The following is a 24,782-nucleotide window of genomic DNA, read 5'->3' as shown; positions in this document are numbered from 1 at the left end:
AGATCCGGTCGAGCTTGCGGCTTTTTATGATCAGGAAGGTGCCGATGAGCTTGTCTTTCTCGATATTTCTGCCTCACATGAAGGCAGGGAAACGATTGTCGACGTCGTTCAAGCGGTAGCCGGCAGCTTGGCCATCCCGTTTACAGTTGGCGGGGGCATCAATTCCCTGGCGGATATGAAGAAGATATTACGTGCAGGTGCAGATAAAGTATCGTTGAATACAGCAGCCGTTCTCCGGCCTGAATTGATTACTGAAGGCTCTGATTACTTTGGTGCCCAATGCATCGTCGTCGCCATTGACGCCCGATACGATGAAGAGCTTGGATCATGGCGGGTATATACCCATGGCGGGCGAAAACCGACCGAATGGGAAGTGGTCGACTGGGCCAAGGAAGCCGTCAGTCGCGGTGCCGGCGAAATTTTATTGACAAGCATGGATTGCGACGGGGAGAAACAGGGGTTCAATATCGCTTTAACAAAAGCGGTATCGGAAGCGGTTTCCGTGCCGGTCATCGCTTCAGGCGGTGCAGGTAACGCCGAGCATTTCCAGGAAGCATTTAAAGAAGGCAAAGCCGATGCAGCATTAGCTGCCTCGATCTTTCATTATAAAGAAACATCGGTCAAAGAAGTCAAAGCGTTTCTCAAACAACAAGGAGTGGTTGTACGATGAATCTTGAAACTATTAAATTCGATGAAAAAGGTCTAATACCGGCAATTGTCCAGGACGCCCGCAGCAAAGAAGTGCTGACGCTTGCATACATGAATGAAGAATCGCTAAAAATGTCGATTGAAAAGGGTGAAACGGTTTTCTTTAGCCGCTCGCGAAATGAATTATGGCATAAGGGGGCGACCAGCGGAAATACACAGAAAATCATCGAAATCAAGTATGACTGCGATCAGGATGCATTGGTCGTTGCAGTCGTTCCAGCAGGTCCTGCGTGCCATACTGGAGCAACGAGCTGTTTTAGCGAAACGATCTATCAAAATACGGAAGCCCATCAAGCGGCTGGAACGAATGTGGCGTTCCTGACGGAATTGGAACAATTGATTGCCAAAAGGAAAGCGGAGATGCCGGAAGGCTCTTATACTACCTACTTGTTCGATAAAGGCGTTGATAAAATCCTGAAAAAGGTCGGAGAAGAAGCGGCAGAAGTGATCATTGCCGCCAAAAACCGCGATGCCGAGGAATTGTCCATGGAAAGTGCCGATCTTCTCTATCACTTATTCGTTTTGCTGCAGGAACAGGAATTGCCTTTCCAAGCGGTGCTGGATGTATTGAAGGCCAGACACTCCGAAAAGGACGAGCCAAAAGAAACTGAATGAACGGTTGTCTGCCCTCCTTTAAAAGGAGGGCAGTTTATATTTCTTCTAAAAGGCGCCGCGCATCAAATGGCCCCCCTGAATATAAAGGGGAAGTCATGCTCAAAACGAAACCCTTTAAAATGCTTGAATGAATTACTAATATGATATTCACACAGAGTGGAATGGAAAGGAAGGAGCGAGACTCCCGCTTAGGAATGTGCGTCCAAGGGAGCAAGCGCAGAGGAGGCTACCCGGACGGCGTCTAGATAAGCGAGCGCCTGAAGTGGAAAATAACGGACAAAGGACAAAAGGAAAAAGCCAAACTTCCAAAACGGTGTGCCATTGACGCTAGTTTGCCTACAGAATGCCCCCCCCTCCCTCAAAAGGAGGGCTTTCTTTATTGGTCACTATTTCTTGACTCATGATTTATCTAGGAATATACTTCATCAAAAATGGAGTGTTTGTGCGTTTTCTTCACTTCCAATAAGGAGGATACACAGATGAAATTCAGTTCCTTGAATAAAAGCTACATTAATGGTGAATGGGTGGAAGGTTTGACGGGCCGTACCAACGATATTCTTAACCCATTTGATGGTTCTATTTTATCAACTGTAAGTCTAGCATCATCCAAACAAGTGCAGGAATCCTTTGAGCATGCAAAAGCAGCACAAAAAGAATGGGCCAAGACAACTCCGGAACAACGGAATGAAGTATTGAAAAAGGCAGCGTCATACTTTCAGGAATACCGTGACGACATCATTGATGTCATCGTCCGCGAAACAGGCGGAAGCTTCATAAAGGCCAATGCTGAACTTGGCCTGACCATACAAATTTTAAAAGAATCATTGACCTATTCACATGAGGTGAATCGTGTACATGAAGTGCCATCGGCTGTGGAGGGTAAGGTGAATCGCATTCATCGCCGGCCATTGGGGGTCATTTCATCGATTTCTCCTTTTAACTTCCCGCTGAACCTTTCTGTGAGAACGATTGCTCCGGCCATTGCGTTAGGAAATAGTGTCGTTCACAAACCAGATGTACAGGTTTCGTATTCAGGCGGAATCATCATCGCTGCTGCCTTTGAATATGCAGGCCTGCCAAAGGGTGTTTTGAATATGATCATTACTGATCTGGAGGAGATCGGGGATGACATGCTTACCAATCCGATCCCAAGGCTGATCAGCTTTACGGGTTCAACGCCAGTTGGACGCCATATTGGTGAAGTGGCCGGGAAGAATCTAAAACGTGTGGCACTTGAATTGGGCGGCAATAATCCATTTATCGTCCTTTCGGATGCGGATGTCGATCGTGCAGTCGATGCAGCCATCTTCGGAAAGTACTTGCACCAAGGACAAATCTGCATGAGCATTAACCGAATCATCGTCCATAAGGATCTATACGAGGACTTCACCGCTAAATTTGTGGAACGGGCCAAGATGCTTCCTTACGGAAATCCGTTAAATCCAAAAACCGTCATTGGGCCGCTTGTGAATGAACGCCAAATCGACAAAGCGCAGCGCTACATCGAGGAGGCCAAGCAAAGTGGTGCAGTCCTTGCGCTTGAAGGGAAAAGGGAAGGAAATGTCCTGACACCATACGTTTTCCGCGATGTAAAAAATACGGATAAGATTGCCCAGACTGAACTGTTCTCGCCAGTCGTTTCCATCATTAAAGCCGAAACCGACGAAGAGGCCATTGAGGTGGCCAATGATACCGAATACGGTTTGAGCTCTGCCATTTTCACCAATGACTTGGAGAGAGGCGAGCGATTGGGTCTCGAAATCGATAGCGGGATGACGCATATCAATGATCAGACTGTAAATGATGGTCCTAACGTTGCTTTTGGCGGCAATAAAATGAGCGGTATGGGGCGCTTCGGCAACCCGTGGGTAGTGGAGGAATTCACTGTCACCAAATGGATCTCCAAACAAACCATTGCTCGCCAATATCCCTTTTAAATGAGGCAAGAAATTCCTTGAAGCCTTTCTCCATGATGGCAGCCTAAAATGATAGCGCATTGCCGGTTGTTTTTTATAATCGGGGGTCAGATAACCGTTTTCCATTTTCTTGAATTATTCGGCAAAATTACTCCAATATGTTATAATACTGTGGTTAATCAACTTGTAGATGGAGGATTACATGAGTAAAGACTCTAAATTTGGCCAACAGGCAAAAATTTTAACCTTTCACCCAACAGGTGAGTATTATTTCACCAAGGGTTTAAAAGCATATCATAGAAGAGAACTGCCAAAATCAAAAAAATACTTGGAGCGTGCGCTTGAACTGGAGCCGGCGGAACCGATGATAGCCTGTCAATTGGCAATCACATGCTCGGAAATCGGTGAATATAATTATTCGAACAACCTTTTGGAAAACATCTTGGATGTGATGGATCCTTATATGTCGGAATGTCATTACTTTCTGGCGAATAATTATGCCCACTTAGGCATGTTCAAGGAAGCTTACCGTCATGCAAGTGCTTATCTCGATAAAGAAGAGGATGGGGAGTTCAGCGATGACGCAGAGGATTTGCTTGAACTGATTACCTTCGAGACGGATGAATCGGAAGAAAACCCCTTTAAGCATGATGGGCTCATTGCCAAACAGGAGAAAGCGCGTGAATATTTGGAATCAGGGAATTTCCCGAAGGCAATCGAGGTATTGAAGGAAACGATTGCCGAATATGAGGACTACTGGTCGGCTTATAATAACTTGGCATTAGCCTATTTCTACCTTGGCCAAGTGGAGGATGCCTTTGGGACCTTGGATGAAGTGCTGGAAAAAAGCCCAGGAAACCTGCATGCGCTTTGTAACCTCGTCGTTTTCCATCATTATCAACAGGATGAAGAGAAAGTCGAGGAGCTCATACAGATGTTGGAGAAAATCCGGCCGATGCTATCCGAACATCGTTTCAAGCTTGGGGCGACCTTCGCCTTGATCGGGAATTATGCCTCTGCATATCGATGGCTGAAAGTCTTGCAAAAGCAAGGTTTCGAAGGTGATGGGACCTTCTATTATTGGCTAACGATATCCGCTTATCACTTAGGCCACGAACAGGCAGCCCGAAAGGCTTGGAAGAAGGTCGTGGAAATGAACCCGGAAAAGGAAGGCATGGAGCCGTGGGGTGATATGAATGCTACCTCAGACGGTTTTGAGCATCACTTTCCTTCCATTATTAAACGGCTGGAAAGCGAGTTCATCGAAGAAAGGCTGTTTGCCATTTTCCTTTTGAAGCACTCGGTCCATAAACAGAAGTTATTGAAAAACCAAGTGCTCAACCTTAACCAGAATTTCACTGATCTGGAACGGGATTATGCCGACCTTGTCCAAGCTCCTTCCAAAGATCGACCATTGACGCACGTTGATTTTGCGGATCGAACGGCTGAGTTGTTATACCGGCATTTCCAGCCGATTCAATTGGATGAAGCAGGACTTTATCTTATGTGGTTTTCGGTCTTCATCGAAGCGGTGAAGTCCGAGCAAAAGCTCAACAATCCTGCAGGATGGGCGTCTGCGGTGGAATACGTCTGGAATCAGCTTAAAAATGAGAAAGTTAGCAAACAGGCAATTGCAGACAAACATTTCATATCCGTGTCCACCTTGTCGAAGTACGTAAAGTTGGTGCAAACCCTTCTGGAATGAGCAGATATTTGGACGAAAAATTATTTGTTATATAGGATAATAGGTAGGGAACACTAACCGTAGTGAAGGTTCCATTTGTAATGGAATATGGAGGAGTGAGAACATGTCTGAAAAAATTTATGACGTTGTTATTATTGGAGCTGGTCCTGCCGGGATGACGGCTGCTGTCTATACATCACGTGCGAACCTATCAACCTTGATGTTGGAACGAGGCGTTCCGGGCGGGCAAATGGCCAATACGGAAGAAGTTGAAAATTATCCTGGATTTGACACAATCCTCGGACCTGAACTTTCAACGAAAATGTTTGACCATGCAAAGAAATTCGGTGCGGAGTATGCTTATGGCGATGTTAAAGAAATCATCGACGGTGAAGAGTATAAAACGATCATTGCCGGTTCCAAGGAATTCAAAGCGCGCTCAATCATCATTTCATCGGGTGCTGAATATAAAAAAATCGGCGTACCGGGCGAAAAGGAATTGGGCGGACGCGGGGTATCGTATTGTGCAGTTTGTGACGGAGCATTCTTCAAGCAAAAAGAACTGTTCGTTATCGGCGGGGGAGACTCTGCGGTGGAAGAGGGTGTGTACTTGACCCGCTTCGCTTCGAAGGTGACGATCGTTCACAGGCGTGAAGAGCTTCGTGCACAAAAAATTCTTCAGGATCGCGCTTTTGCCAATGAAAAAGTCGATTTCATCTGGAATCATACGTTGAAGGAAATCAATGAAGAAGGCGGAAAAGTGGGCGGAGTCACTCTCGTTTCAACAGTAAATGGGGAAGAGACGAAGCTCGATGCAGACGGTGTATTCATTTATATCGGAATGCTGCCGCTGACTAAACCTTTTGAAAGCTTGAACATCCTGAATGCGATGGGCTACATTGAAACGAATGATCGGATGGAGACACGAGTTCCTGGCATCTTTGCTGCAGGTGACGTTCGTGAAAAAACATTGCGTCAAATCGTGACAGCGACCGGTGATGGAAGCATTGCCGCTCAATCCGTTCAGCATTATGTAGAAGAACTTCAAGAAAAATTGCAGCCAAAGGCATAATCGGATCGGTTACAAAAATTTACACATCGTAATTCCGTTTTAACCAGGCTGTAACACGCGTGAAATAATGATTCGGTATAGTTAGAGTAGAAGTTGACCCCCTTTAATTATAAACGTTGGAGGACACAGATTAAGCATCTGTGTCCTTTTTTTGTCTGTTCTTACATTCCAATTCAAGGGAAATGGTTAGGCCTGCATGAAATTCCGATGTTCCATCCCTTTGCATGCAGGCGGGAATTCTGGTGAAGAATAGGAGTTGAGCAGCAGATGAATACTTGGTACGAGGATCATTAGGAATGAATATTCCCCCAATGCAGGAAGTTTACTTTATTGTTAGCTCATTTCAAAAATAGTATAATGATAAGATATACTAAACATACACATATATCTTTCATAAAAGGATGTAAAATACCATTTGTTTGAACTATCAGCATTTGTAAATCGTCAAATGGATATCGAACGGCGGTTTATGGTGAAGGTTCCTATAGTCGAACAGAGGCCAAATCGAGGTGAAGAACATGCAACGTGTCACAAATTGTGTACTGATCAAGGATGGACAAATCCTCTTATTGAAAAAACCTAGACGCGGATGGTGGGTAGCCCCAGGTGGCAAGATGGAGCCCGGGGAGTCCATACGTGATGCTTGTATTAGGGAATATCGTGAAGAAACGGGCGTTTATTTAAAAAACCCTTCCATCAAAGGCATTTTCACTTTCATCATGAAGGACGGGGATAAAGTGCTTTCGGAATGGATGATGTTCACTTTCTTTGCAACGGATTCCGATGGCGTCAACTTGGATGTTTGTGAAGAAGGCGAACTTAGCTGGCATCCAGTCGATGATGTCAAGAAACTGGAAATGGCTGAAGGCGACTTTCACATCCTGGACTATATGGTTCATGGACGTGGAATCATTTACGGAACCTTTACCTACACGCCTGAGTTTAAGTTACTTTCATATCGTTTGGATCCAGGCTAATGGTTGCTAATAAAAAAGATTGTTAAACATGGGGGCGGAGAACAATGAATACAGGGCAGATAAATGAAACGCAATTGGTCATCATTACCGGAATGTCGGGAGCGGGAAAGACAGTGGCGGTTCAAAGTTTTGAAGACCTCGGCTTTTTTTGCGTCGATAATTTGCCGCCCACACTATTGCCAAAATTTTTGGAGTTAATGAAGGACTCGGGGAATAAGATGAATAAAGTGGCGCTTGTCATGGACTTGAGAGGGCGGGAGTTTTTTGATTCGTTATTTCTCGCACTTGATAATCTTACGGATACATCTTCAGTATCTCCAAGGATCCTCTTCCTTGAGGCTGATGACGATTCCTTGGTGCGCAGGTATAAAGAGACGAGGAGAACCCATCCGCTTGCACCATTAGGGCGGCCATTGGAAGGCATTAAAATGGAACGGGAGCTTCTGGATGAATTGAAGGGCAGGGCGCAGCTGATTTTCAATACGTCACAACTGAAACCGCGCGAATTGAGGGAGAAAATCGCTTCGGAATTTTCTTCCGATAAAAGGGTAGGATTCACGGTCAACGTGATGTCCTTTGGTTTCAAGCATGGCTTGCCGATAGACGCTGACCTTGTTTTTGATGTGCGGTTCCTGCCAAACCCATATTATATCGACCACATGAGGCCGAAGACTGGCTTGGAACAGGAAGTGTCCAGTTACGTTTTGAAATGGAGCGAGACCCAGAAGTTCTTGGAAAAGGTAACCGATCTACTAGCTTTCATGCTTCCCTACTATAAACGTGAGGGGAAAGCGCAGCTTGTGGTTGCGATTGGATGTACAGGCGGTCAGCATCGTTCCGTCGCTTTGACGGAGTATATCTCGAATCACTTCCAAAATGATTATCGGGTTCAAGTGTCACATCGGGATATCGAAAAAAGTAAGGGGAAAGCAGATGTTAAATAATAAGAAACAGCCTAAGGTCGTGATCATTGGCGGGGGAACGGGCCTCCCCGTTTTATTAAGGGGCCTGAAGAAGCATCCAGTCGATATAACGGCGATCGTTACGGTGGCCGATGATGGCGGAAGCTCGGGCCGCCTTCGTGAGGACATGGATATTCCCGCTCCAGGAGATATACGGAACGTGCTTGCTGCGTTATCGGATGTGGAACCTCTCGTTGAACAAATGTTTCAGCACCGCTTTCAGAGTCAAAATGAACTGTCCGGGCATTCGCTGGGGAATTTGATCCTGGCGGCAATGACCTCATTGACCGGGGATTTTGTCCATGCAATCCAGGAAATGAGCAAATTCCTGAATGTCCGCGGCAAGGTGCTGCCGGCAGCCAACCAAAGCGTGGTCCTCCATGCGGAAATGGATGACGGAACGATCGTTACAGGAGAATCCAAGATCCCCTTCTCAGGAAAGAAGATAAAAAAAGTGTTTTTGTCTCCTCAACATATCAAGCCGCTCAGTGAAACCCTTCAGGAAATCAAGCAGGCTGATCTTATTGTCATCGGACCGGGAAGCTTATATACTAGCATTCTGCCTAATTTACTTGTCCCTGGACTGGGGGAAGAGGTCGGCCGTTCCAAGGCTAAGAAGGTGTACATTTGCAACTTGATGACACAAGCAGGCGAGACGCTGGATTATAGCGCAAGCGATCATATTAAAGCGATATACGACCATATGGGCAATGCATATATTGACAGGATACTTGTTAATAATGAGGAAATACCGGACGAGATCCAGCAGCGGTACCAAGCTGAATATGCCAAGCCTGTCATGTATGATGTCGAGAGTTTAAAAAGGATGGGCCTTGAGATCATCCAGGAGCGCATTTTCAGCTATGAAGGGAATGTCATCCGGCATGATACAGAAAAAGTGGCCGATTTGCTTTACAATATGCTAATAAATGAAACGAAAAGCCATATAATTCCGTAGATATAGGCAGGGGCGTTTTTTTACTGGATAAAAATAGATTACCTGCGTTCGATTGGGGGTGGAATGGATGTCTTTTGCTTCAGAAACGAAAAAAGAGCTTACTACATTAGAGGGAAAGGACTGTTGCGGAAAAGCGGAATTGTGTGCGCTGATCCGGATGAACGGATCCCTTTCATTTTCTAATCGGAAACTTGTTGTGGATATTCAAACTGAAAATGCAGCGATTGCCAGACGGATTTATACGCTGCTGAAGAAAAGTTATGAGGTCCAAGTCGAGCTTTTGGTCCGTAAAAAGATGAAGCTTAAAAAGAATAACGTCTATATTGTCAGGATGTCATCTGGGGGACAGCGGGTTTTAACCGATTTGGAAATTTTAGGTGACGGCTTTGAAATACTTCATGCGATATCCGACACTATCGTTGGAAAGAAATGCTGTAAGCGCTCCTATTTAAGAGGGGCATTTCTTGCGGGAGGTTCAGTGAATAATCCGGAAACGTCCTCGTATCACCTGGAAATTTTCTCGCTTTATAAAGAGCATAATGATGCGCTTTGTGAGTTGATGAATAAGTTTGACCTGAAGGCCAAAACGCTTGAGCGCAAAAAAGGATACATCATTTACTTGAAGGAAGCCGAGAAGATTGCCGAGTTTTTAAGTATCGTTGGGGCCCATTCCGCATTATTGAGGTTCGAGGATGTCCGGATTGTCCGTGATATGCGCAATTCTGTGAATCGGCTTGTGAATTGTGAAACGGCTAACTTGAACAAAACGATCGGTGCCTCATTGCGGCAGGTGGAGAATATCCATTACATCGAGGACACGGTCGGATTGAACATTTTGCCGGATAAACTTCGTGAAATTGCCGAACTGAGAATAGCCTTCCAGGATATAACCTTAAAGGAACTCGGCGAAATGGTATCAGGGGGAAGCATCAGTAAATCCGGAATTAATCACCGGCTACGGAAGATTGACGAAATAGCTGACAGGCTCCGTGGGGGAGAGGCTATTGCTGCGAAAAAATAAAGCTTACAGGGGAGATCATGATGGTGGAGAAACAAGTTAAAGTAAAACTGAAAACAGGTTTACAAGCCCGGCCGGCGGCCCTGTTTGTACAAGAAGCTAACCGCTTTCATTCGGATGTATTTCTTGAAAAAGAAGGAAAGAAAGTGAATGCAAAAAGCATCATGGGATTAATGAGCCTCGCCATCAGTTCAGGCGTATCCGTGAAGCTGATCGTTGAGGGGCGCGATGAGAAGGAAGCGCTGGAAGCATTGGAAGAATTCGTTCAGCAAGAGGGTTAAAGAAAAAGGATGCTAAAAGTGCATCCTTTTTTTCATGGCATGCAAAAAGGCCGCGAAGCTCTCGCGGCCTTTTGCTGTGCTGCATTATTTATCTTTTTTATCCTCAAGGATGCTGCGAGTGATGACTTTGTCGATCAAGCCGTATTCAAGAGCTCTTTCGGAAGTCATGAAATTATCACGTTCCGTATCTCTTTGAAGGACTTCAAGAGGCTGGCCAGTGCGTTCTGCCAGTATTTGATTCAATTTATCTTTCAAGTGAAGGATACGGCGGGCAGCGATTTCGATTTCGGTAGCTTGTCCTTGCGCCCCTCCAAGTGGTTGGTGAATCATGACTTCACTGTTAGGCAACGCATAGCGCTTGCCCTTTTCGCCAGCAGCCAATAGGAAGGCTCCCATGGAAGCGGCCATACCAATGCATACAGTGGATACATCAGGCTTGATATATTGCATCGTATCGTAAATGGCCATACCGGAAGTGATGCTTCCGCCCGGGCTGTTGATGTATAATGTGATATCTTTTTCAGGGTTTTCCGCTTCTAAAAATAGTAATTGAGCAACAATGGAATTGGAAACATTATCGTCGATTCCGCTTCCCAGCATAATGATCCTGTCTTTTAATAAACGGGAGTAAATATCGTAGGCACGCTCCCCACGACTTGTTTGTTCGATAACTGTAGGAATTAAATTCATGTTCATTTCCTCCTTCGATTAAGAGAATCATTTTAAATTCTTTATGTATGTATGATACACTTTTTGGTCAATTTAGGTCAAACAAAACAAATCCTATTAGTGATAATTTGTTCGACAATTTTCTGGTCAAGTCTCCTTCCTCTTTGAATTCATTTGTAATTATGCCGGTCAGGGATGAATTTCCACATTATCCATAATACCCAAAAGACAAACTTTTAAACCTGATAACCCTTGCAAAGGACGGCATTCTATCATATAATGAAGTCTGTCTAATAGATATGAACATTGATTGTTTCAATTCGCCCTCGTAGTGCAACGGATAGAACGCAAGCCTCCGAAGCTTGAAATGCAGGTTCGATTCCTGCCGAGGGCACTGCCAAATCTCCCGCTTAAATTATTTAAGTGGGGGATTTTTTTATGAAAGATGATTTTTGTTGGAATTTCGCGATTTCCATCGAAATCTGTTAGATGGGGACATCCCTCGAAAATGAGGGCTTCAGTCATGAAAAATGGGGATTTTTCAATAAAAGTAGTTGTGAAAATGGCATTCCTGACATATAGTATGGAAAACAAATAAACTATTCAGAAAAAAACGTAAGCGTTTTCATGGGTTTTTGTGTAGAATTTTCTCCTGATAATGTAAAATGGAGTGGGGAGGGATGAATCGATGAGTATGAATATGAAAGCAGGATTATTTCAACAGCAAACTTTAAAGATGGCAATGACCCAGGAGCTCATGCAGGCTATTACCTTGCTGCAATACTCCACCCAGGAGCTTTCCGCTTTCTTGGAAAATAAAATGGCCGAAAATCCATTATTGTCCCTAGATCAGCCAACATCTGCGTTATTTCAGCCGACCTTTGACCGGAAAAAAGGTAAACGGACACTTAAAAATACGTATGATGCCAACTATTGGATCGAACAAATCAGTGAAGACACCGTCTCGCTTGAACAGCACGTCATGTCCCAGATCAATCACAAGCAGCTAACAGGTGAGCAGTATAAGGCGATGCTGCTCTTAATTCATAATCTTGATGAAAACGGTTACTTGCGGATAAATCTGGACGATATTTGCATTGCAGGCATCTCTCCAGCCGTTTTGGAGGAGGGCCTCTCCATTCTACAGCAGCTCGAGCCGCATGGACTTGCAGCGAGAAATCTGCAAGAGTGCCTCTTGCTCCAAGTGATAGCGGAGGGGGTCAACCCGCTGGCGGAAAGCATCATAGAAAATCATTTTCTCGACTTTGCCGAAAAGCGTTGGAAAGATCTAAGTAAGAAAATCGGCGCTACAATGAAGGAAATACAAGAGGTTTTCGATTATGTGCAAACACTGAACCCGCGGCCAGCATCATTGTTCTTCCAGGAAAAACCATCATATATAGTGCCTGATGTCGTTGTCGAGGTCCGTGAAGGGATGCTTCTTGTCGGGAATTACGATGGCAACACACCGAACCTTAATGTCGATAAAGGGTACTTAAACCGGATGAAGAGCCATGGAGATAAAGGCGTGCAACGGTTCATTCAGGATAAGTGGCAGGAATACCAATGGATTTCAAGAGGGATTCAACAGAGAAAAGAAACGATATTGAAGGTTATCCAGTGCATCGTCGATAAACAGCCAGCGTGCTTTCATCACGGGCTGAATTACTTGAAGCCGATGACGATGAAGGAAGTGGCCGATGAACTTGGAATACATGAATCGACGGTAAGCCGCGCCGTTAAAGGTAAATATGTGCAGACCCCTTTCGGTACGATCGAGATGCGGATCTTCTTCACAACATCTTTACAATCAGTAGGCCTTGAAGAGGATATGTCCGGCATGCAAGCTAAAAAGGGACTCAAGGCCGCGATCGATGGCGAAAATAAACAAAAGCCGCTATCGGATCAGGATTTGGCTGAACGGCTGAAAGAGGAGCATGGGATCATCCTTGCGCGTCGAACGGTTGCCAAATACCGGGAGCAGCTAGGAATACCATCTTCATCTAAACGAAAAAGATATGACTGAAAAGAGTTGGGTATTATTGGAAGATAATCAGTTTATTTTATATAGCAGGGCAAGATGTCCATTATGTGATGAGGCCAAGGTGATACTTGAAGAGGTGAAACGGGAATCAGGCATAGGTTATAAGGAAATCGATATTCATTCCGATGATGTGCTGCTTGAGAAATTTGCTTTGATGATCCCTGTGATTGAATGGAAAGAAGAAATCGTTCAGTATGGAAAAGCTGATAAATCAGCTCTAAATGGGCTTTTGCAAAAATAATTTTTCAAATCATTTGAAGAAACAATCCGTTCCTGCTAGAATAAAATATGTAGCAGGAATATTTTTTTTATTTCAGGTGGGACATAAAATGACTACGCGGGACATATAGTGTCCAATCAGACTTTTTAGGAGTTTTATCTATGCGTACATTACTCGAGGTACAAAGAAAATTATTACCTGATTTCCTTATGGTTATGCAAAAAAGATATGATATCCTGCGTTATATCAAAATGATGCAGCCGGTGGGAAGGCGAAGCCTGGCCGTGAGTCTTAATTTGACGGAACGGACGCTTAGAGGCGAGGTCGATTTTCTGAAAAGTCAGAACCTGGTTAATATTTTCAGTTCTGGTATGACACTGACTGATGAAGGGATGGAAATCCTGGATAAGTTAGAAGGAATAATGCGTGAAGTTATGGGTATAGACATAATGGAACGGCAATTGCAGGAATTGTTGCAAGTGGATGAAGTCATCATTGTATCGGGAAATTGCGATGAAACCCCATGGGTAAAAAAAGAATTGGGCAAAGCTTGTGCAAACCGTATGAAACTCGAGTGGAAATCAAAGAATATCATTGCGGTAACTGGTGGATCGACAATGGCCGAAGTGGCCAATTCGCTGTCGCCTGATGAAGCATCGAAGAAATTGATATTCGTTCCAGCCCGCGGTGGAATTGGTGAAGCGGTGCAGAACCAGGCCAATACGATCGTCGAAAAAATGGCACAGAAGGCGCACGCCTCATACAGAGTGTTATATGTACCCGATCAATTGAGCGATGAAGTTTACGCTTCCTTTCAGAAGGAGCCTGCAATCAAAGAAGTCATTTCACAAATCAAATCTGCCGATATGATCATTCATGGAATTGGTGATGCCATGGCGATGGCAGAGAGAAGGAATTCTCCGCCGGAAATGTTAAAGAAGCTGTTAGATGGTAAAGCTGTAGGAGAAGCATTCGGTTATTACTACGATGAAAACGGAAAAGTTGTCCATAAGGTTTTGACTGTCGGCATCCAGTTAGATGATCTCAGCCCTGAAAAGCGAGTGATAACTGTCGCAGGTGGGAAAACTAAGGCCAAGGCTATCCGTTCTTATATGAAAGGCGCTCCTTCGTCAACCGTATTGATTACGGATGAAGCGGCAGCACTGGAGTTAATTCAGGGGAATTACACCCCTTAATATATTTGCGAACTTTAAAGGAGGAATTTTTCATGGCAGTAAAAGTTGGTATTAATGGTTTTGGACGTATTGGACGTAATGTATTTCGTGCAGCATTGAATAACCCTGAGGTGGAAATTGTTGCTATTAACGACCTAACGGATGCTAATATGCTAGCGCACCTTCTTCAATATGATACAATTCATGGTTCTCTTAATGAAAAAGTAGCGGTTGATGGTGATTTCTTGGTAGTTGACGGCCATAAAGTAAAAGTATTGGCTGAACGTGACCCTGCACAATTAGGCTGGGGAGAACTAGGTGTTGAAGTGGTTGTTGAATCTACAGGACGTTTCACGAAACGTTCAGATGCAGCTAAACATTTAGAAGCTGGCGCGAAAAAAGTAATCATCTCTGCTCCTGCATCCGATGAGGATATCACAATCGTCATGGGTGTAAATGAAGAGAAATATGATGCAGCAAACCACCATGTAATCTCGAATGCGTCATGTACTACAAACTGCTTGGCTCCATTCGCTAAAGTTCTTCATGAACAATTCGGAATCAAGCGCGGTATGATGACGACTGTTCACTCGTATACAAACGATCAACAAATCCTTGATTTACCTCATAAAGATTACCGTCGTGCTCGTGCAGCGGCCGAAAACATCATTCCTACAACAACTGGGGCGGCAAAAGCTGTTGCACTTGTTCTTCCTGAGCTTAAAGGGAAATTGAATGGTATGGCAATGCGTGTACCGACTCCAAACGTATCTGTAGTCGATCTTGTTGCAGAACTAGAAAAAGATGTAACAGCTGAAGAAGTGAATGCAGCATTCAAAAAGGCTTCAGAAGGGGACCTAAAAGGAATTCTTGAGTACAGCGAACTTCCGCTAGTATCAACGGACTATAACGGCAACCCATCTTCTTCTACAATCGATGCCCTTTCCACAATGGTAATGGAAGGAAACATGGTTAAAGTATTATCTTGGTATGACAATGAAACAGGATATTCTAACCGTGTAGTTGATTTAATCGACTATTTGGCTAAAAAAGGATTGTAATTAGAATAATAAAAAAACCTCACCAAGGTGAGGTTTTTTTAATCATACTCTAATAAAACCTGGCAGATGATGATATTATTAGTAAGTCATTAAGCACATGAGGCGCTTCCATTCCTTGTTTTTGGATAATTTTCTGGAAACCGACTATAATGAAGTAGAGTAAAGGGGAGATGGGATATTTACCCTCTCCCTTTTTGACTAAAAGAATCAAAAATGTGATAACAATATCTAAGGAGGTTCTTTGGATTATGAATAAAAAGTCGATTAGAGATATTGAATTAAAGGGGAAACGTGTATTTTGCCGTGTTGATTTCAACGTTCCGATGCAGGACGGAAAGATTTCGGACGATACAAGAATCAAAGCTGCATTGCCGACGATTTCCTACCTGACGGAACAAGGCGCAAAAGTCATCTTGGCGAGCCATCTTGGCCGTCCTAAAGGACAAGCTGTGGAAGAATTACGGTTAGCTCCTGTCGCCGAACGACTAAGCGAGCTTAGCGGCAAGGATGTGCAAAAGGCTGAAGAAGCATATGGCGAGTCCGTTCAATCCATGATCGACAATATGGAGAATGGCGAGATCTTGTTATTGGAAAACGTCCGCTTCTATCCAGGCGAAGAAAAGAACGATCCAGAATTGGCGAAGTCATTTGCTGCACTTGCCGATGTTTATGTGAATGATGCATTCGGGGCTGCCCACCGTGCCCATGCTTCGACGGAAGGGATTGCACACCACCTTCCAGCCGTTTCCGGATTGCTGATGGAAAAAGAGCTTGCCGTGCTCGGAAAAGCTTTATCAAACCCGGAACGTCCTTTTACAGCTATAATTGGCGGCGCAAAAGTAAAGGATAAAATAGGTGTCATCAAAAATCTTTTGGAAAACGTCGATCATTTGATCATTGGCGGCGGCCTTGGTTATACATTCATTAAAGCGCAAGGTCATGAAATCGGTAACTCGCTATTGGAAGAAGACAAGATTGAACTGGCCAAATCCTTCATCGAAAGCGCTAAAGAAAAAGGCGTGAAGCTGCATTTGCCGATTGATGCCGTCGTTACGGCTGAATTTTCACCTGATGCAGAGACTGAAATCGTCAATATCGATTCGATACCAAAAGAGAAAATGGCTCTTGATATCGGTCCGAAAACAAGTGAATTATATGCGGATATCATCAAAGGCTCCAAGCTTGTCATTTGGAATGGGCCTATGGGCGTTTTCGAATTCGATAAATTTGCGAATGGTACAAAAACCGTTGCCCAAGCCTTGGCTGATGCAAAAGATACTTACAGCATCGTCGGCGGTGGAGATTCTGCTGCGGCTGCCGAAAAGTTTGGGTTGGCGGAAAAAATGTCCCATATTTCAACGGGCGGCGGTGCATCTCTTGAGTTCATGGAAGGCAAGGAATTGCCGGGCGTTGTAGCATTGAACGACAAATAAGCGAGAACCGTCAAAAATTTTTCAACTTTAGAAGGGATGAGAAACCATATGCGTAAACCGATTATTGCAGGTAACTGGAAAATGAATAAGACACTATCTGAGGCAACTGCCTTTTTAGAAGAAGTGAGCAATTTAATTCCTAAGCAAGATGTAATCGATACGGTTGTATGTGCTCCTGCTTTGTTTCTGGATCAATTAGTTCAAGCTGCAAAGGGGACCGATGTGAAAATCGGGGCACAGAACATGCACTTTGAAGATAATGGAGCCTTCACAGGAGAAGTCAGCCCGATCGCATTAGCTGATCTTGGTGTCTCTTATGTCATCCTAGGCCATTCCGAACGTCGCGAAATGTTCAATGAAACGGATGAAGCCGTTAATAAAAAAGCTCATGCCGCTTTCGCTAACCAATTGACCCCGATCGTTTGCTGCGGTGAAACGCTTGAGCAGCGTGAAGCTGGCGAAACGAATGATTTTGTTGCCGGTCAGATCGAAAAAGGCCTAGCGGGCTTATCCGACGAGCAGTTGAAACAAGCTGTCATTGCCTATGAACCGATTTGGGCGATTGGCACTGGTAAATCATCATCTGCACAAGATGCGAATGAAGTATGTGCACATATCCGTTCAGTAGTTGCTGACAAGTTTTCTAACGAAGCGGCAGCGGCCATCCGTATCCAGTACGGCGGCAGCGTAAAACCTGAGAATATCAAAGAGTACATGGCGCAACCTGATATTGACGGTGCATTGGTAGGCGGGGCAAGCTTGAAGCCGGATAGTTTCTTACAATTGCTGGAGGCTGGTCACTATGAGTAAGTCGCCTGTGGCACTTATCATCTTGGACGGTTTTGGCTGCCGCAGCGAGGAAAAAGGAAATGCTGTTTATCATGCGAAAAAACCGAATTTTGACCGTTATTGGGAGCAGTACCCGCACTCCCATCTAACTGCAAGCGGCGAAGCAGTCGGCTTGCCTGCAGGACAAATGGGGAACTCGGAAGTGGGCCATTTGAATATCGGTGCCGGACGCATCGTTTATCAAAGCCTGACCCGTGTGAACCTGGCAATCCGCGAAGGCGAGTTTGCAGAAAACCCGACCTTGGTCGAGGCTATGAAGCATACCAAGAAAAAAGGTACAGACCTTCATCTATTTGGGCTTCTTTCGGATGGCGGCGTGCATAGCCATATTGAACATATGTATGCTTTGCTGAGATTGGCAGCCAAAGAAGGAGTCAAGAATGTGTATGTCCATGCGTTCCTCGATGGGCGTGATGTCGGACCGAAAACGGCTCAGGGCTATATCAAGGATGCCGAGGCGAAAATGAAGGAAATCGGTGTAGGCCGCTTTGCAACCATTTCGGGAAGATATTATTCCATGGACCGTGACAAACGCTGGGAGCGTGTCGAAAAATCCTACCGTTCAATGGTATATGGAGATGGCCCAGCTTATCCTTCTGCACTGGAATGTGTCGAGGATTCATATGAACATGGTATTTTTGACGAGTTCGTGATTCCTTCGGTCATTACGGCGGAAGATGGCAAGCCGGTGGCGACGATTAAGGATGAGGATGCCGTTATCTTTTATAACTTCCGTCCCGACCGGGCGATCCAGATTTCGAATACATTCACGAATGAGGACTTTCGCTCATTTGACCGCGGTCCCGGACATCCGAAACACCTTCATTTTGTCTGCCTGACGCATTTTTCGGAAACGGTTGATGGATATGTTGCATTCAAGCCGACAAATCTCGATAATACATTAGGGGAAGTGCTTTCTCAAAACAAGCTTACTCAGCTTCGCATTGCTGAAACGGAAAAATATCCGCATGTGACGTTTTTCATGAGCGGTGGCCGAGAAGAGAAGTTTCCTGGTGAAGAGAGGATTTTAATTAATTCTCCGAAAGTCGCTACATACGATCTAAAACCGGAAATGAGTGCTTATGAAGTGACGGATGCGTTGGTGGAACAAATCGAGGCCGATAACTTCGATGCGATCCTTTTGAATTTTGCCAACCCGGATATGGTTGGGCACTCAGGGATGCTTGAGCCGACCATAAAAGCGATTGAAACCGTTGATGAATGCCTAGGCAGGATCGTCGATTTGATCGTCTCTAAAGGCGGCACGGCAATCATCACGGCAGACCATGGGAATGCCGATGAAGTCGTTACGCTTGAAGGAAATCCGATGACGGCCCACACAACGAACCCTGTGCCTGTCATTATCACCAAAAATCAGGTAACATTAAGAACAGATGGTATATTAGGCGATTTAGCTCCAACGATGCTTGATCTGCTTGGAGTCGAAAAACCTGTTGAAATGACAGGGAAATCCCTATTATCTAAATAAAATTGTGAATTGGAAAAGGAGAGATTTAAATGCCGTACATTGAACATGTATATGCACGCGAAGTGCTTGATTCCCGTGGTAATCCAACAATAGAAGTAGAAATCCAAACTGAGTCCGGATACTTCGGACGCGCCATCGTTCCATCAGGTGCTTCAACAGGAGAACATGAAGCAGTTGAGCTTCGTGACGGAGATAAATCTCGCTACCTGGGTAAAGGGGTACAAAAAGCGGTTGATAACGTAAATGAAATCATTGCTGAAGCTGTCATTGGCTTGGATGTAACGAATCAAGCTGGCCTTGACCTCACGATGATCGAATTGGATGGTACGGAAAACAAAGGAAACCTTGGAGCGAATGCAATCCTTGGCGTATCCATGGCTGCTGCACATGCTGCTGCTGAATTTTCCGGTTTACCATTGTACCGTTACCTTGGAGGGTTCAATGCAAAACAACTTCCAACTCCAATGATGAACATCATCAACGGCGGATCACATGCCGATAACAACGTCGACTTCCAGGAATTCATGATCCTTCCTGTAGGTGCGCCAAGCTTCAAGGAAGCCGTTCGTATGGGTGCTGAAGTATTCCATGCATTGAAATCGGTTTTATCTGCCAAAGGTCTTAATACGGCTGTTGGCGACGAAGGCGGCTTTGCGCCAAACCTAGGTTCGAACCGTGAAGCACTTCAAGTCATCATCGAGGCGATTGAAAAAGCAGGCTATAAAGCAGGCGAAGATATCTACCTTGGTATGGACGTAGCTTCATCTGAATTCTATAACAAAGAAACAGGCAAATACGATCTTGCAGGCGAAGGCCGCAATGGCGTTACATCTGAAGAAATGGTTGCTTTCTATGAAGAGCTAGTGAATGAATTCCCGATTCTTTCCATTGAAGATGGCTTGGATGAAAATGACTGGGATGGCCACAAACTTCTAACTGAACGCATCGGCTCTAGAGTTCAATTGGTTGGTGACGATTTATTCGTAACGAACACGAAAAAATTGGCTGAAGGCATCGAAAAAGGCATCGGTAACTCGATCCTGATCAAAGTGAACCAAATCGGTACACTGACTGAAACGTTTGACGCAATCGAAATGGCTAAGCGCGCTGGCTACACGGCTGTCGTTTCCCACCGCTCAGGTGAAACGGAAGATGCAACAATCGCTGACATCGCCGTTGCAACGAACGCAGGACAAATCAAAACAGGTTCGATGTCACGTACGGACCGTATCGCTAAATACAACCAACTTCTTCGCATCGAAGACCAGCTTGGCGACTTGGCTGTTTACGGCGGCTTGAAATCTTTCTATAACTTGAAGAAATAATTACCGTGACACCCTCTTCTGACGAGAAGCAGGTGGAGATCATTATTTCTTTCACCTCCCATTCCATTTGAATGGGAGGTTTTTATGTTTATTTTTTCAAGATATATTTAATAAGTGCTTTTTTGTAAATGTATTTTTTTTGTATAAAATAAAAAGAGAATACAAAATAGAAAAGGAGGAATTATGGAAGAGAACACAGAGGTACCAGACGCATCCAAAGAGTTGATTTCGAGTAAAATAAACTTACTTAAAACCGATTTACAGCCGATTTTCTCAAAGATTCGGACTGGACTTGGGAAAGAAGATTGGGATAAGTATTGGGTGAAATTATATGTTCAGCAACCTAGCTCTAAGAGCATAAAGACACTCCAAAACAATAAAATTATTGCATTTGTTACATTGGCTGCAGGCACATTCCTTGCCTCAAAATTTGCGTCCGGAAACACCTATTAGTAATCCATCATATTGATACAATAATGAATTAATTCAGTAGGGGAGGAATTATAATGCATGGAGCGCGGAATAAAATACGTAGATCGCATAGTATATTACGTTTGAATAAAGATAAAAAGCATAAAGTAGTGTTGGTTTCTGAAGGTTCTGTAAATTCGGGAAATAAAGCGGCCAGTGGGCATGTCTTAACCATTAAAATCAGCAATGAGTTAAGCCAAAGAGGTAAAGCGGTAAAAGTATATGTAGAAAACGAGAAGGAAGAAATTCTGAAGAAAGCACAATTTATGAATCAAAAGTTTTCTGAACTTCTTCAACTTGTTAATAGTAAATAAATAACAAGAATGGTCCTTCTTTTATAAGGAAGCTCATTTATCTTTTTCTGAATTTGCTCTATGAGCTTGTCCATTTTTTGATTTAGACTTTTAATTCCATGATTCATCTTATCTGATTTATTTTTCATTATTTCTCTTATGCTCTTCATATCCCGATAATTTTTATAATCTTTTACCACATAGAAACCTCCCCGTCCAGATTCCTTCTCTGATAAGTATGTGCCAGAACTGGCTAGATTACTATCTTTGACTAATTGTTCACTAATTATCATCTTGAGTAAAAATACTGTTGAGTTAAGTTTTTATGGAAGTAACTGCGCATAACATATTCCATGTCACGTACGGACCGTATCGTTAAATACAACCAACTTCTTCGCATCTGTGAAGGGCTTGGCGACTTGAACTTGAAGAAATAATTACGGTAAAATCTTTTTTCTTTCACCTCCAATTACACCTGAATGGAAGGTTTTTTTATGTTTCATGAGGGTGAGGGTGTGCAACCATTATGGGATGAGAGTATAGCCTTCTATTATGGTTTACTTGTATAGATAAAACATTAATGTTTCTAAATTATTAAGTTCTCATTGAAATATATAGGTAATTTGGTATATAATATATTTATTGGTAGATATTTCATTTATAAAACATAGGATAATGAAACTACTATTACATATTAAAGGAGATAAAAAATAATAATGCTTAAGAAATTATTTGTTTTCGGTACGATTTTTACTAGTTTATCAATTGGAAACAGTACAATTGCAGCAGAAATAGAATCAGAAACAACCGTCACTAACATCTCAAGTTTATCTGAAGTCAGTAGCCTAACCTCAGGTATTGCAGGGGAAACATTTGGTAAGAAAATCAAGTGCAGTTCCAAAGTGAAGGCGAGCAATCCAATATTTGGTTCTCCAAGTGCAACCGCTACTTCATCAGCAGCAGTAAAAGAAGATACTATCGCTGCTAAAGTTAGAGTATATAGCAGTAAGGGAGGGTTAAAAGGACAAAAAACAGATTCTCAGAAAAATTCAACATATGCTGGAGCTACTTTTACTGATAAATCTAATAATATTCCTGCAACTGCTTTTGGCAATCATACTTATGTAAAGAAGAGTTATAAAACAGTAGTACATGAAACTAAAGATAAATTTTAAATATAAGAAAAGTTAAGGCTAACTGATGTTAGCCTTAACTTTATTGTAGGAGCCAGGATAATATGAAAAAAAAGCTTTTGATAGTGACCTCCCTTATATTGATTGGAATCTCAGGGTGGATCTTTTACAATAAAACGGAAAATACAAAAGGTGTACAGCCCGGTTTTAAGGCAGGCTCCAATACCATCTCCTACGGCTTGTTAGATGACGATGGAAAAGTAATGAATAATGGAAGTACACTGGAGCCGAAAAATAATAAGCTTGAGTATACGTTTTCGCTCTCGAATTTTATAGAAGTGGAAAGGGAATATGCCGTAATAGTCCTTCGTAATTTTGAACAAACACCCTTTACAGTGGAAGGAAAACCATACAGTGTTTATACCTTCAATGCCAAGCCAAATAAAAGTAACGAGTTTAATCTTAGTGTTGCCACTAACGATCGAACAAGAGAAATAGATTATCTTATATTTAAAAAACCAAATTATCTAATAGATAATTTGGATATATCAAAAATGGGTGCTTTGCAAGAAGTGTTACCTATGCGTTTTAAGGTTAAGAGCAACGGCGAGAAACCAAAGGCAGCTGCTGGTTTTATTCCTGATGACACAATTAAAAAAGGACCCAACGATACTATATTTGTCAGCAAACAAAAAGAGGAACTAAGTATCCTGCCTACAGCAAGAAGTGGTGAGCATGTTTTCATTTCAGTTGGAAATGTTGGCGAGAAAGAGGAAAATTACCATATTATTGCATTAAATCATTGGCAGCAGATCCCATTGGAAAATAATCAATTAGTAGGAAATGTGGCAGTTAAGCCTGGAGAAAGAAAAGTGTTTGAATATAAGCTTCCACAGGTACAGCATGATTCGAATTTCCAGGTTATTGCTTTACCCAAGCCTTATGAAGTCAGTGAAAGTGACTATGAAAGTACAGTCGTTTCAGGTTCATTTCGAACGGTTATCAAACCTTAAGGTGGCATCAATGCTCTTTTAGAAAAGATGGGGCAGCATATTTAATCAAACGTTTGATTAATAGAATTCCAAACAAAAAAAGGTGCCGCATATGGGCACCTTTTGCTTATTTATCTACAGCTTCTACTGGGACGGCATTATAGTATTCTTCCAATGTGCTTTTCGTTTTGAAGATTTCAGTTGCGGCATCGGCGCCAATATAGCGGATGTGCCACGGTTCGTATTTATAGCCTGTAATGTTTTCCTTGCCTTCCGGATAGCGGATGATAAATCCGTATTCATGGGCATGCTCTGCAAGCCAGGCCGCTTCATTCGTGTCCCCGAAGCAATCTTGGGCAGCACATGCACCGTCATGGGTCGTGACATCGATGGCCAGACCTGTTTCGTGCTCACTCGTCCCAGGCATTGCACTGTAGGTTTTCGCTTTTTCTTCCCCGTCCTTGGCCACATAGCTATTAAAGACCGTGATTTGCGTTTGATGTGAACGGTAGGCGGATACGCCGGCGAAGTGCATATTGTCTTTTTCGGCAGCTTGGAATAGCCGTTCAAGCGCTTCTGCGGCTTCTTTGCGCATCATTCTTTTTTCGATTTTATCCTGAAAGATGAAATCCACTTTTGGGTAAACAAGATCTTCAGGTTTGTAATCTTCCGGCAAGCTGTATTGTTTGTTGACAAGTACAGGGATGCTTTCTGGGTTGGCTAAAGTCTGCAGGCCAGCCTGCGCGGGCTTGACCGTTTCATCCACTTCCACCTGGCGTTGGGCCGATTCTTTTGAATCATTTTGCTTATCATCAGTTTCTGTCTCCGTATGGTGGGAGCTCGGGTGTTCTTCTTTTTGCTCTTTTTTTTCATCGCTTGATTGGTCGAATGAACATCCGGACAATAAAATGAACGATGACAGAGCAGTTGCAGTAAATATAGGTTTTAACATATGAAAGGCCCCTTGCTTTTAATATAAGATTTCCTGCGATAGGCGTTTTGAAAGATTATCGTGACAAGTAATCCCTCGTCAATTCACTTTGGTACTTATCGAGAAATAAGCCGATCCAGACCACCATCAATAAAAATGGATAATCATTGCGGACTGCGGCTTCCACGACGGGTGCAGACCAAAAGTGCGAAAGGAAACCGCCTGACATCCTGATCGTCTCGAAGGTGACCAGGGCGTGCAGCGATAGCCAGAGAATCGTAAGGGTGTTGGTGCCGAAACCAATGACGGCCGCTATGATGCTCAGCAGGATGGCGGCTGCACCGATCAGCAGCACATGGTAACTTGATTGGAAAAAGTCGATGCCGCTATTGGAAAGTCCATTATAAATAATAGCAGTAAAATAGACGGTTGTCGTGGTATATGCAGCAAATAATAAATATCGATTGCCATGATATTTTGCAAGCAGCAGCAAAAGCGGCGAGAGA

26 protein-coding genes, 1 tRNA gene and 1 pseudogene are annotated in these 24,782 nt (G+C 43.5%); 24 read left to right on the top strand and 4 right to left on the bottom strand.

The features are described 5' to 3' along the window. The 10 genes from hisF to CVN76_RS30235 form a co-directional block, all read left to right on the top strand. Nucleotides 1-670: imidazole glycerol phosphate synthase subunit HisF (gene hisF, locus CVN76_RS30280; protein WP_100534271.1), on the top strand; the 670-nt coding region annotated here is incomplete at its 5' end. Then, nucleotides 667-1,323, top strand: a complete 657-nt coding sequence (gene hisIE, locus CVN76_RS30275) for a bifunctional phosphoribosyl-AMP cyclohydrolase/phosphoribosyl-ATP diphosphatase HisIE (protein ID WP_100534270.1) — start codon at nucleotides 667-669, stop codon at nucleotides 1,321-1,323. The genes hisF and hisIE, both read left to right, overlap by 4 nt. A 479-nt stretch (nucleotides 1,324-1,802) precedes the next feature. Continuing rightward, a complete protein-coding gene (locus CVN76_RS30270) occupies nucleotides 1,803-3,260 on the top strand; it encodes an aldehyde dehydrogenase family protein (RefSeq protein ID WP_100534269.1) in 1,458 nt (485 codons plus the stop codon). Between the two features lie 181 nt (nucleotides 3,261-3,441). Next, complete coding sequence (locus tag CVN76_RS30265; RefSeq protein ID WP_100534268.1) at nucleotides 3,442-4,944, top strand: tetratricopeptide repeat protein; 1,503 nt, start codon at nucleotides 3,442-3,444, stop codon at nucleotides 4,942-4,944. 103 nt (nucleotides 4,945-5,047) lie between these two features. Next, nucleotides 5,048-5,995, top strand: coding sequence for a thioredoxin-disulfide reductase (trxB, locus tag CVN76_RS30260; RefSeq protein WP_100534267.1), 948 nt, complete (start codon nucleotides 5,048-5,050; stop codon nucleotides 5,993-5,995). A gap of 518 nt (nucleotides 5,996-6,513) precedes the next feature. Next, a complete protein-coding gene (locus CVN76_RS30255) occupies nucleotides 6,514-6,972 on the top strand; it encodes an 8-oxo-dGTP diphosphatase (protein ID WP_061141161.1) in 459 nt (152 codons plus the stop codon). 44 nt (nucleotides 6,973-7,016) lie between these two features. Then, entirely contained in the window at nucleotides 7,017-7,916 is a 900-nt protein-coding gene (gene rapZ, locus CVN76_RS30250) for an RNase adapter RapZ (protein ID WP_100534266.1), read from the top strand. After that, entirely contained in the window at nucleotides 7,906-8,892 is a 987-nt protein-coding gene (locus CVN76_RS30245; protein ID WP_100534265.1) for a gluconeogenesis factor YvcK family protein, read from the top strand. Before rapZ ends, CVN76_RS30245 begins: the two co-directional genes overlap by 11 nt. Before the next feature lie 67 nt (nucleotides 8,893-8,959). Then, on the top strand, nucleotides 8,960-9,913 hold the full coding sequence (gene whiA / locus CVN76_RS30240) for a DNA-binding protein WhiA (protein WP_100534264.1): 954 nt from the start codon (nucleotides 8,960-8,962) through the stop codon (nucleotides 9,911-9,913). 20 nt (nucleotides 9,914-9,933) lie between these two features. Further along, complete coding sequence (locus CVN76_RS30235; protein WP_100534263.1) at nucleotides 9,934-10,191, top strand: HPr family phosphocarrier protein; 258 nt, start codon at nucleotides 9,934-9,936, stop codon at nucleotides 10,189-10,191. Between the two features lie 84 nt (nucleotides 10,192-10,275). Here the strand turns inward: CVN76_RS30235 and clpP are convergent, their stop codons facing one another. Next, a complete protein-coding gene (clpP, locus tag CVN76_RS30230; RefSeq protein WP_061141156.1) occupies nucleotides 10,276-10,881 on the bottom strand; it encodes an ATP-dependent Clp endopeptidase proteolytic subunit ClpP in 606 nt (201 codons plus the stop codon). Nucleotides 10,882-11,182: 301 nt separating this feature from the next. Between clpP and CVN76_RS30225 the strand changes: the two genes are divergently transcribed. From CVN76_RS30225 to CVN76_RS30175, 11 genes are all read left to right on the top strand, one after another. Beyond that, a tRNA-Arg gene (locus CVN76_RS30225) sits at nucleotides 11,183-11,254 on the top strand. 294 nt (nucleotides 11,255-11,548) lie between these two features. Further along, on the top strand, nucleotides 11,549-12,886 hold the full coding sequence (rpoN, locus tag CVN76_RS30220) for an RNA polymerase factor sigma-54 (RefSeq protein ID WP_232732520.1): 1,338 nt from the start codon (nucleotides 11,549-11,551) through the stop codon (nucleotides 12,884-12,886). Between the two features lie 16 nt (nucleotides 12,887-12,902). Then, the gene (locus tag CVN76_RS30215) at nucleotides 12,903-13,145 is read left to right on the top strand and encodes a glutaredoxin family protein (protein WP_232732519.1); all 243 of its coding nucleotides are present in this window, start codon (nucleotides 12,903-12,905) and stop codon (nucleotides 13,143-13,145) included. 140 nt (nucleotides 13,146-13,285) lie between these two features. Then, a complete protein-coding gene (locus CVN76_RS30210; protein ID WP_100534261.1) occupies nucleotides 13,286-14,320 on the top strand; it encodes a sugar-binding transcriptional regulator in 1,035 nt (344 codons plus the stop codon). A gap of 32 nt (nucleotides 14,321-14,352) precedes the next feature. Beyond that, nucleotides 14,353-15,360, top strand: coding sequence for a type I glyceraldehyde-3-phosphate dehydrogenase (gap, locus tag CVN76_RS30205; protein ID WP_100534260.1), 1,008 nt, complete (start codon nucleotides 14,353-14,355; stop codon nucleotides 15,358-15,360). 248 nt (nucleotides 15,361-15,608) lie between these two features. Beyond that, nucleotides 15,609-16,793 (top strand): phosphoglycerate kinase, encoded by a 1,185-nt coding sequence (locus CVN76_RS30200; protein WP_100534259.1) that lies wholly within the window; start codon nucleotides 15,609-15,611, stop codon nucleotides 16,791-16,793. Between the two features lie 48 nt (nucleotides 16,794-16,841). Continuing rightward, nucleotides 16,842-17,603: a triose-phosphate isomerase gene (gene tpiA, locus CVN76_RS30195; protein WP_061141152.1), complete on the top strand. Its 762-nt coding sequence runs from the start codon at nucleotides 16,842-16,844 to the stop codon at nucleotides 17,601-17,603. Beyond that, nucleotides 17,596-19,131: a 2,3-bisphosphoglycerate-independent phosphoglycerate mutase gene (gpmI, locus tag CVN76_RS30190; protein WP_061141151.1), complete on the top strand. Its 1,536-nt coding sequence runs from the start codon at nucleotides 17,596-17,598 to the stop codon at nucleotides 19,129-19,131. Before tpiA ends, gpmI begins: the two co-directional genes overlap by 8 nt. A 29-nt stretch (nucleotides 19,132-19,160) precedes the next feature. Beyond that, on the top strand, nucleotides 19,161-20,456 hold the full coding sequence (gene eno, locus CVN76_RS30185) for a phosphopyruvate hydratase (RefSeq protein WP_061141150.1): 1,296 nt from the start codon (nucleotides 19,161-19,163) through the stop codon (nucleotides 20,454-20,456). A 183-nt stretch (nucleotides 20,457-20,639) separates the two neighbouring features. Beyond that, nucleotides 20,640-20,909 (top strand): hypothetical protein, encoded by a 270-nt coding sequence (locus CVN76_RS30180; RefSeq protein WP_100534258.1) that lies wholly within the window; start codon nucleotides 20,640-20,642, stop codon nucleotides 20,907-20,909. A 53-nt stretch (nucleotides 20,910-20,962) separates the two neighbouring features. Beyond that, nucleotides 20,963-21,241: a hypothetical protein gene (locus CVN76_RS30175; protein ID WP_100534257.1), complete on the top strand. Its 279-nt coding sequence runs from the start codon at nucleotides 20,963-20,965 to the stop codon at nucleotides 21,239-21,241. Here CVN76_RS30175 and CVN76_RS30170 read toward each other — a convergent pair. After that, complete coding sequence (locus tag CVN76_RS30170) at nucleotides 21,220-21,420, bottom strand: hypothetical protein (protein ID WP_100534256.1); 201 nt, start codon at nucleotides 21,418-21,420, stop codon at nucleotides 21,220-21,222. The two genes, CVN76_RS30175 and CVN76_RS30170, sit on opposite strands and share 22 nt — an antisense overlap. Before the next feature lie 144 nt (nucleotides 21,421-21,564). Here CVN76_RS30170 and CVN76_RS32525 point away from each other — a divergent pair. From CVN76_RS32525 to CVN76_RS30160, 3 genes and pseudogenes are all read left to right on the top strand, one after another. After that, nucleotides 21,565-21,657: pseudogene (locus CVN76_RS32525) on the top strand (hypothetical protein); the annotation flags it as partial. A 279-nt stretch (nucleotides 21,658-21,936) separates the two neighbouring features. Further along, nucleotides 21,937-22,395 carry a hypothetical protein gene (locus CVN76_RS30165; RefSeq protein ID WP_100534255.1) on the top strand — a complete coding sequence of 153 codons (459 nt, stop codon included), beginning with the start codon at nucleotides 21,937-21,939 and terminating at the stop codon, nucleotides 22,393-22,395. Between the two features lie 62 nt (nucleotides 22,396-22,457). Further along, nucleotides 22,458-23,366 (top strand): hypothetical protein, encoded by a 909-nt coding sequence (locus tag CVN76_RS30160; protein ID WP_100534254.1) that lies wholly within the window; start codon nucleotides 22,458-22,460, stop codon nucleotides 23,364-23,366. Between the two features lie 106 nt (nucleotides 23,367-23,472). Here the strand turns inward: CVN76_RS30160 and CVN76_RS30155 are convergent, their stop codons facing one another. Together CVN76_RS30155 and CVN76_RS30150 are read right to left on the bottom strand one after the other, a co-directional pair. Further along, nucleotides 23,473-24,297: a M15 family metallopeptidase gene (locus CVN76_RS30155; RefSeq protein ID WP_100534253.1), complete on the bottom strand. Its 825-nt coding sequence runs from the start codon at nucleotides 24,295-24,297 to the stop codon at nucleotides 23,473-23,475. Nucleotides 24,298-24,352: 55 nt separating this feature from the next. Next, a partial coding sequence (locus CVN76_RS30150; protein ID WP_157805846.1) for a hypothetical protein occupies nucleotides 24,353-24,782 on the bottom strand: 430 nt, incomplete at its 5' end.

The organism is Bacillus sp. mrc49, from assembly GCF_002803435.1.
This window is presented reverse-complemented; position numbering and strand designations above follow the sequence as displayed.

What these genes read in the sequence shown, in the direction of transcription:
- hisIE (WP_100534270.1), top strand. Translation starts at nt 667, where the DNA reads ATGAATCTTGAAACTATTAAATTCGATGAAAAAGGTCTAATACCGGCA.
- CVN76_RS30270 (WP_100534269.1), top strand. Translation starts at nt 1,803, where the DNA reads ATGAAATTCAGTTCCTTGAATAAAAGCTACATTAATGGTGAATGGGTG.
- CVN76_RS30265 (WP_100534268.1), top strand. Translation starts at nt 3,442, where the DNA reads ATGAGTAAAGACTCTAAATTTGGCCAACAGGCAAAAATTTTAACCTTT.
- trxB (WP_100534267.1), top strand. Translation starts at nt 5,048, where the DNA reads ATGTCTGAAAAAATTTATGACGTTGTTATTATTGGAGCTGGTCCTGCC.
- CVN76_RS30255 (WP_061141161.1), top strand. Translation starts at nt 6,514, where the DNA reads ATGCAACGTGTCACAAATTGTGTACTGATCAAGGATGGACAAATCCTC.
- rapZ (WP_100534266.1), top strand. Translation starts at nt 7,017, where the DNA reads ATGAATACAGGGCAGATAAATGAAACGCAATTGGTCATCATTACCGGA.
- CVN76_RS30245 (WP_100534265.1), top strand. Translation starts at nt 7,906, where the DNA reads ATGTTAAATAATAAGAAACAGCCTAAGGTCGTGATCATTGGCGGGGGA.
- whiA (WP_100534264.1), top strand. Translation starts at nt 8,960, where the DNA reads ATGTCTTTTGCTTCAGAAACGAAAAAAGAGCTTACTACATTAGAGGGA.
- CVN76_RS30235 (WP_100534263.1), top strand. Translation starts at nt 9,934, where the DNA reads ATGGTGGAGAAACAAGTTAAAGTAAAACTGAAAACAGGTTTACAAGCC.
- clpP (WP_061141156.1), bottom strand. Translation starts at nt 10,881, where the DNA reads ATGAATTTAATTCCTACAGTTATCGAACAAACAAGTCGTGGGGAGCGT.
- rpoN (WP_232732520.1), top strand. Translation starts at nt 11,549, where the DNA reads ATGAGTATGAATATGAAAGCAGGATTATTTCAACAGCAAACTTTAAAG.
- CVN76_RS30210 (WP_100534261.1), top strand. Translation starts at nt 13,286, where the DNA reads ATGCGTACATTACTCGAGGTACAAAGAAAATTATTACCTGATTTCCTT.
- gap (WP_100534260.1), top strand. Translation starts at nt 14,353, where the DNA reads ATGGCAGTAAAAGTTGGTATTAATGGTTTTGGACGTATTGGACGTAAT.
- CVN76_RS30200 (WP_100534259.1), top strand. Translation starts at nt 15,609, where the DNA reads ATGAATAAAAAGTCGATTAGAGATATTGAATTAAAGGGGAAACGTGTA.
- tpiA (WP_061141152.1), top strand. Translation starts at nt 16,842, where the DNA reads ATGCGTAAACCGATTATTGCAGGTAACTGGAAAATGAATAAGACACTA.
- gpmI (WP_061141151.1), top strand. Translation starts at nt 17,596, where the DNA reads ATGAGTAAGTCGCCTGTGGCACTTATCATCTTGGACGGTTTTGGCTGC.
- eno (WP_061141150.1), top strand. Translation starts at nt 19,161, where the DNA reads ATGCCGTACATTGAACATGTATATGCACGCGAAGTGCTTGATTCCCGT.
- CVN76_RS30180 (WP_100534258.1), top strand. Translation starts at nt 20,640, where the DNA reads ATGGAAGAGAACACAGAGGTACCAGACGCATCCAAAGAGTTGATTTCG.
- CVN76_RS30175 (WP_100534257.1), top strand. Translation starts at nt 20,963, where the DNA reads ATGCATGGAGCGCGGAATAAAATACGTAGATCGCATAGTATATTACGT.
- CVN76_RS30165 (WP_100534255.1), top strand. Translation starts at nt 21,937, where the DNA reads ATGCTTAAGAAATTATTTGTTTTCGGTACGATTTTTACTAGTTTATCA.
- CVN76_RS30160 (WP_100534254.1), top strand. Translation starts at nt 22,458, where the DNA reads ATGAAAAAAAAGCTTTTGATAGTGACCTCCCTTATATTGATTGGAATC.
- CVN76_RS30155 (WP_100534253.1), bottom strand. Translation starts at nt 24,297, where the DNA reads ATGTTAAAACCTATATTTACTGCAACTGCTCTGTCATCGTTCATTTTA.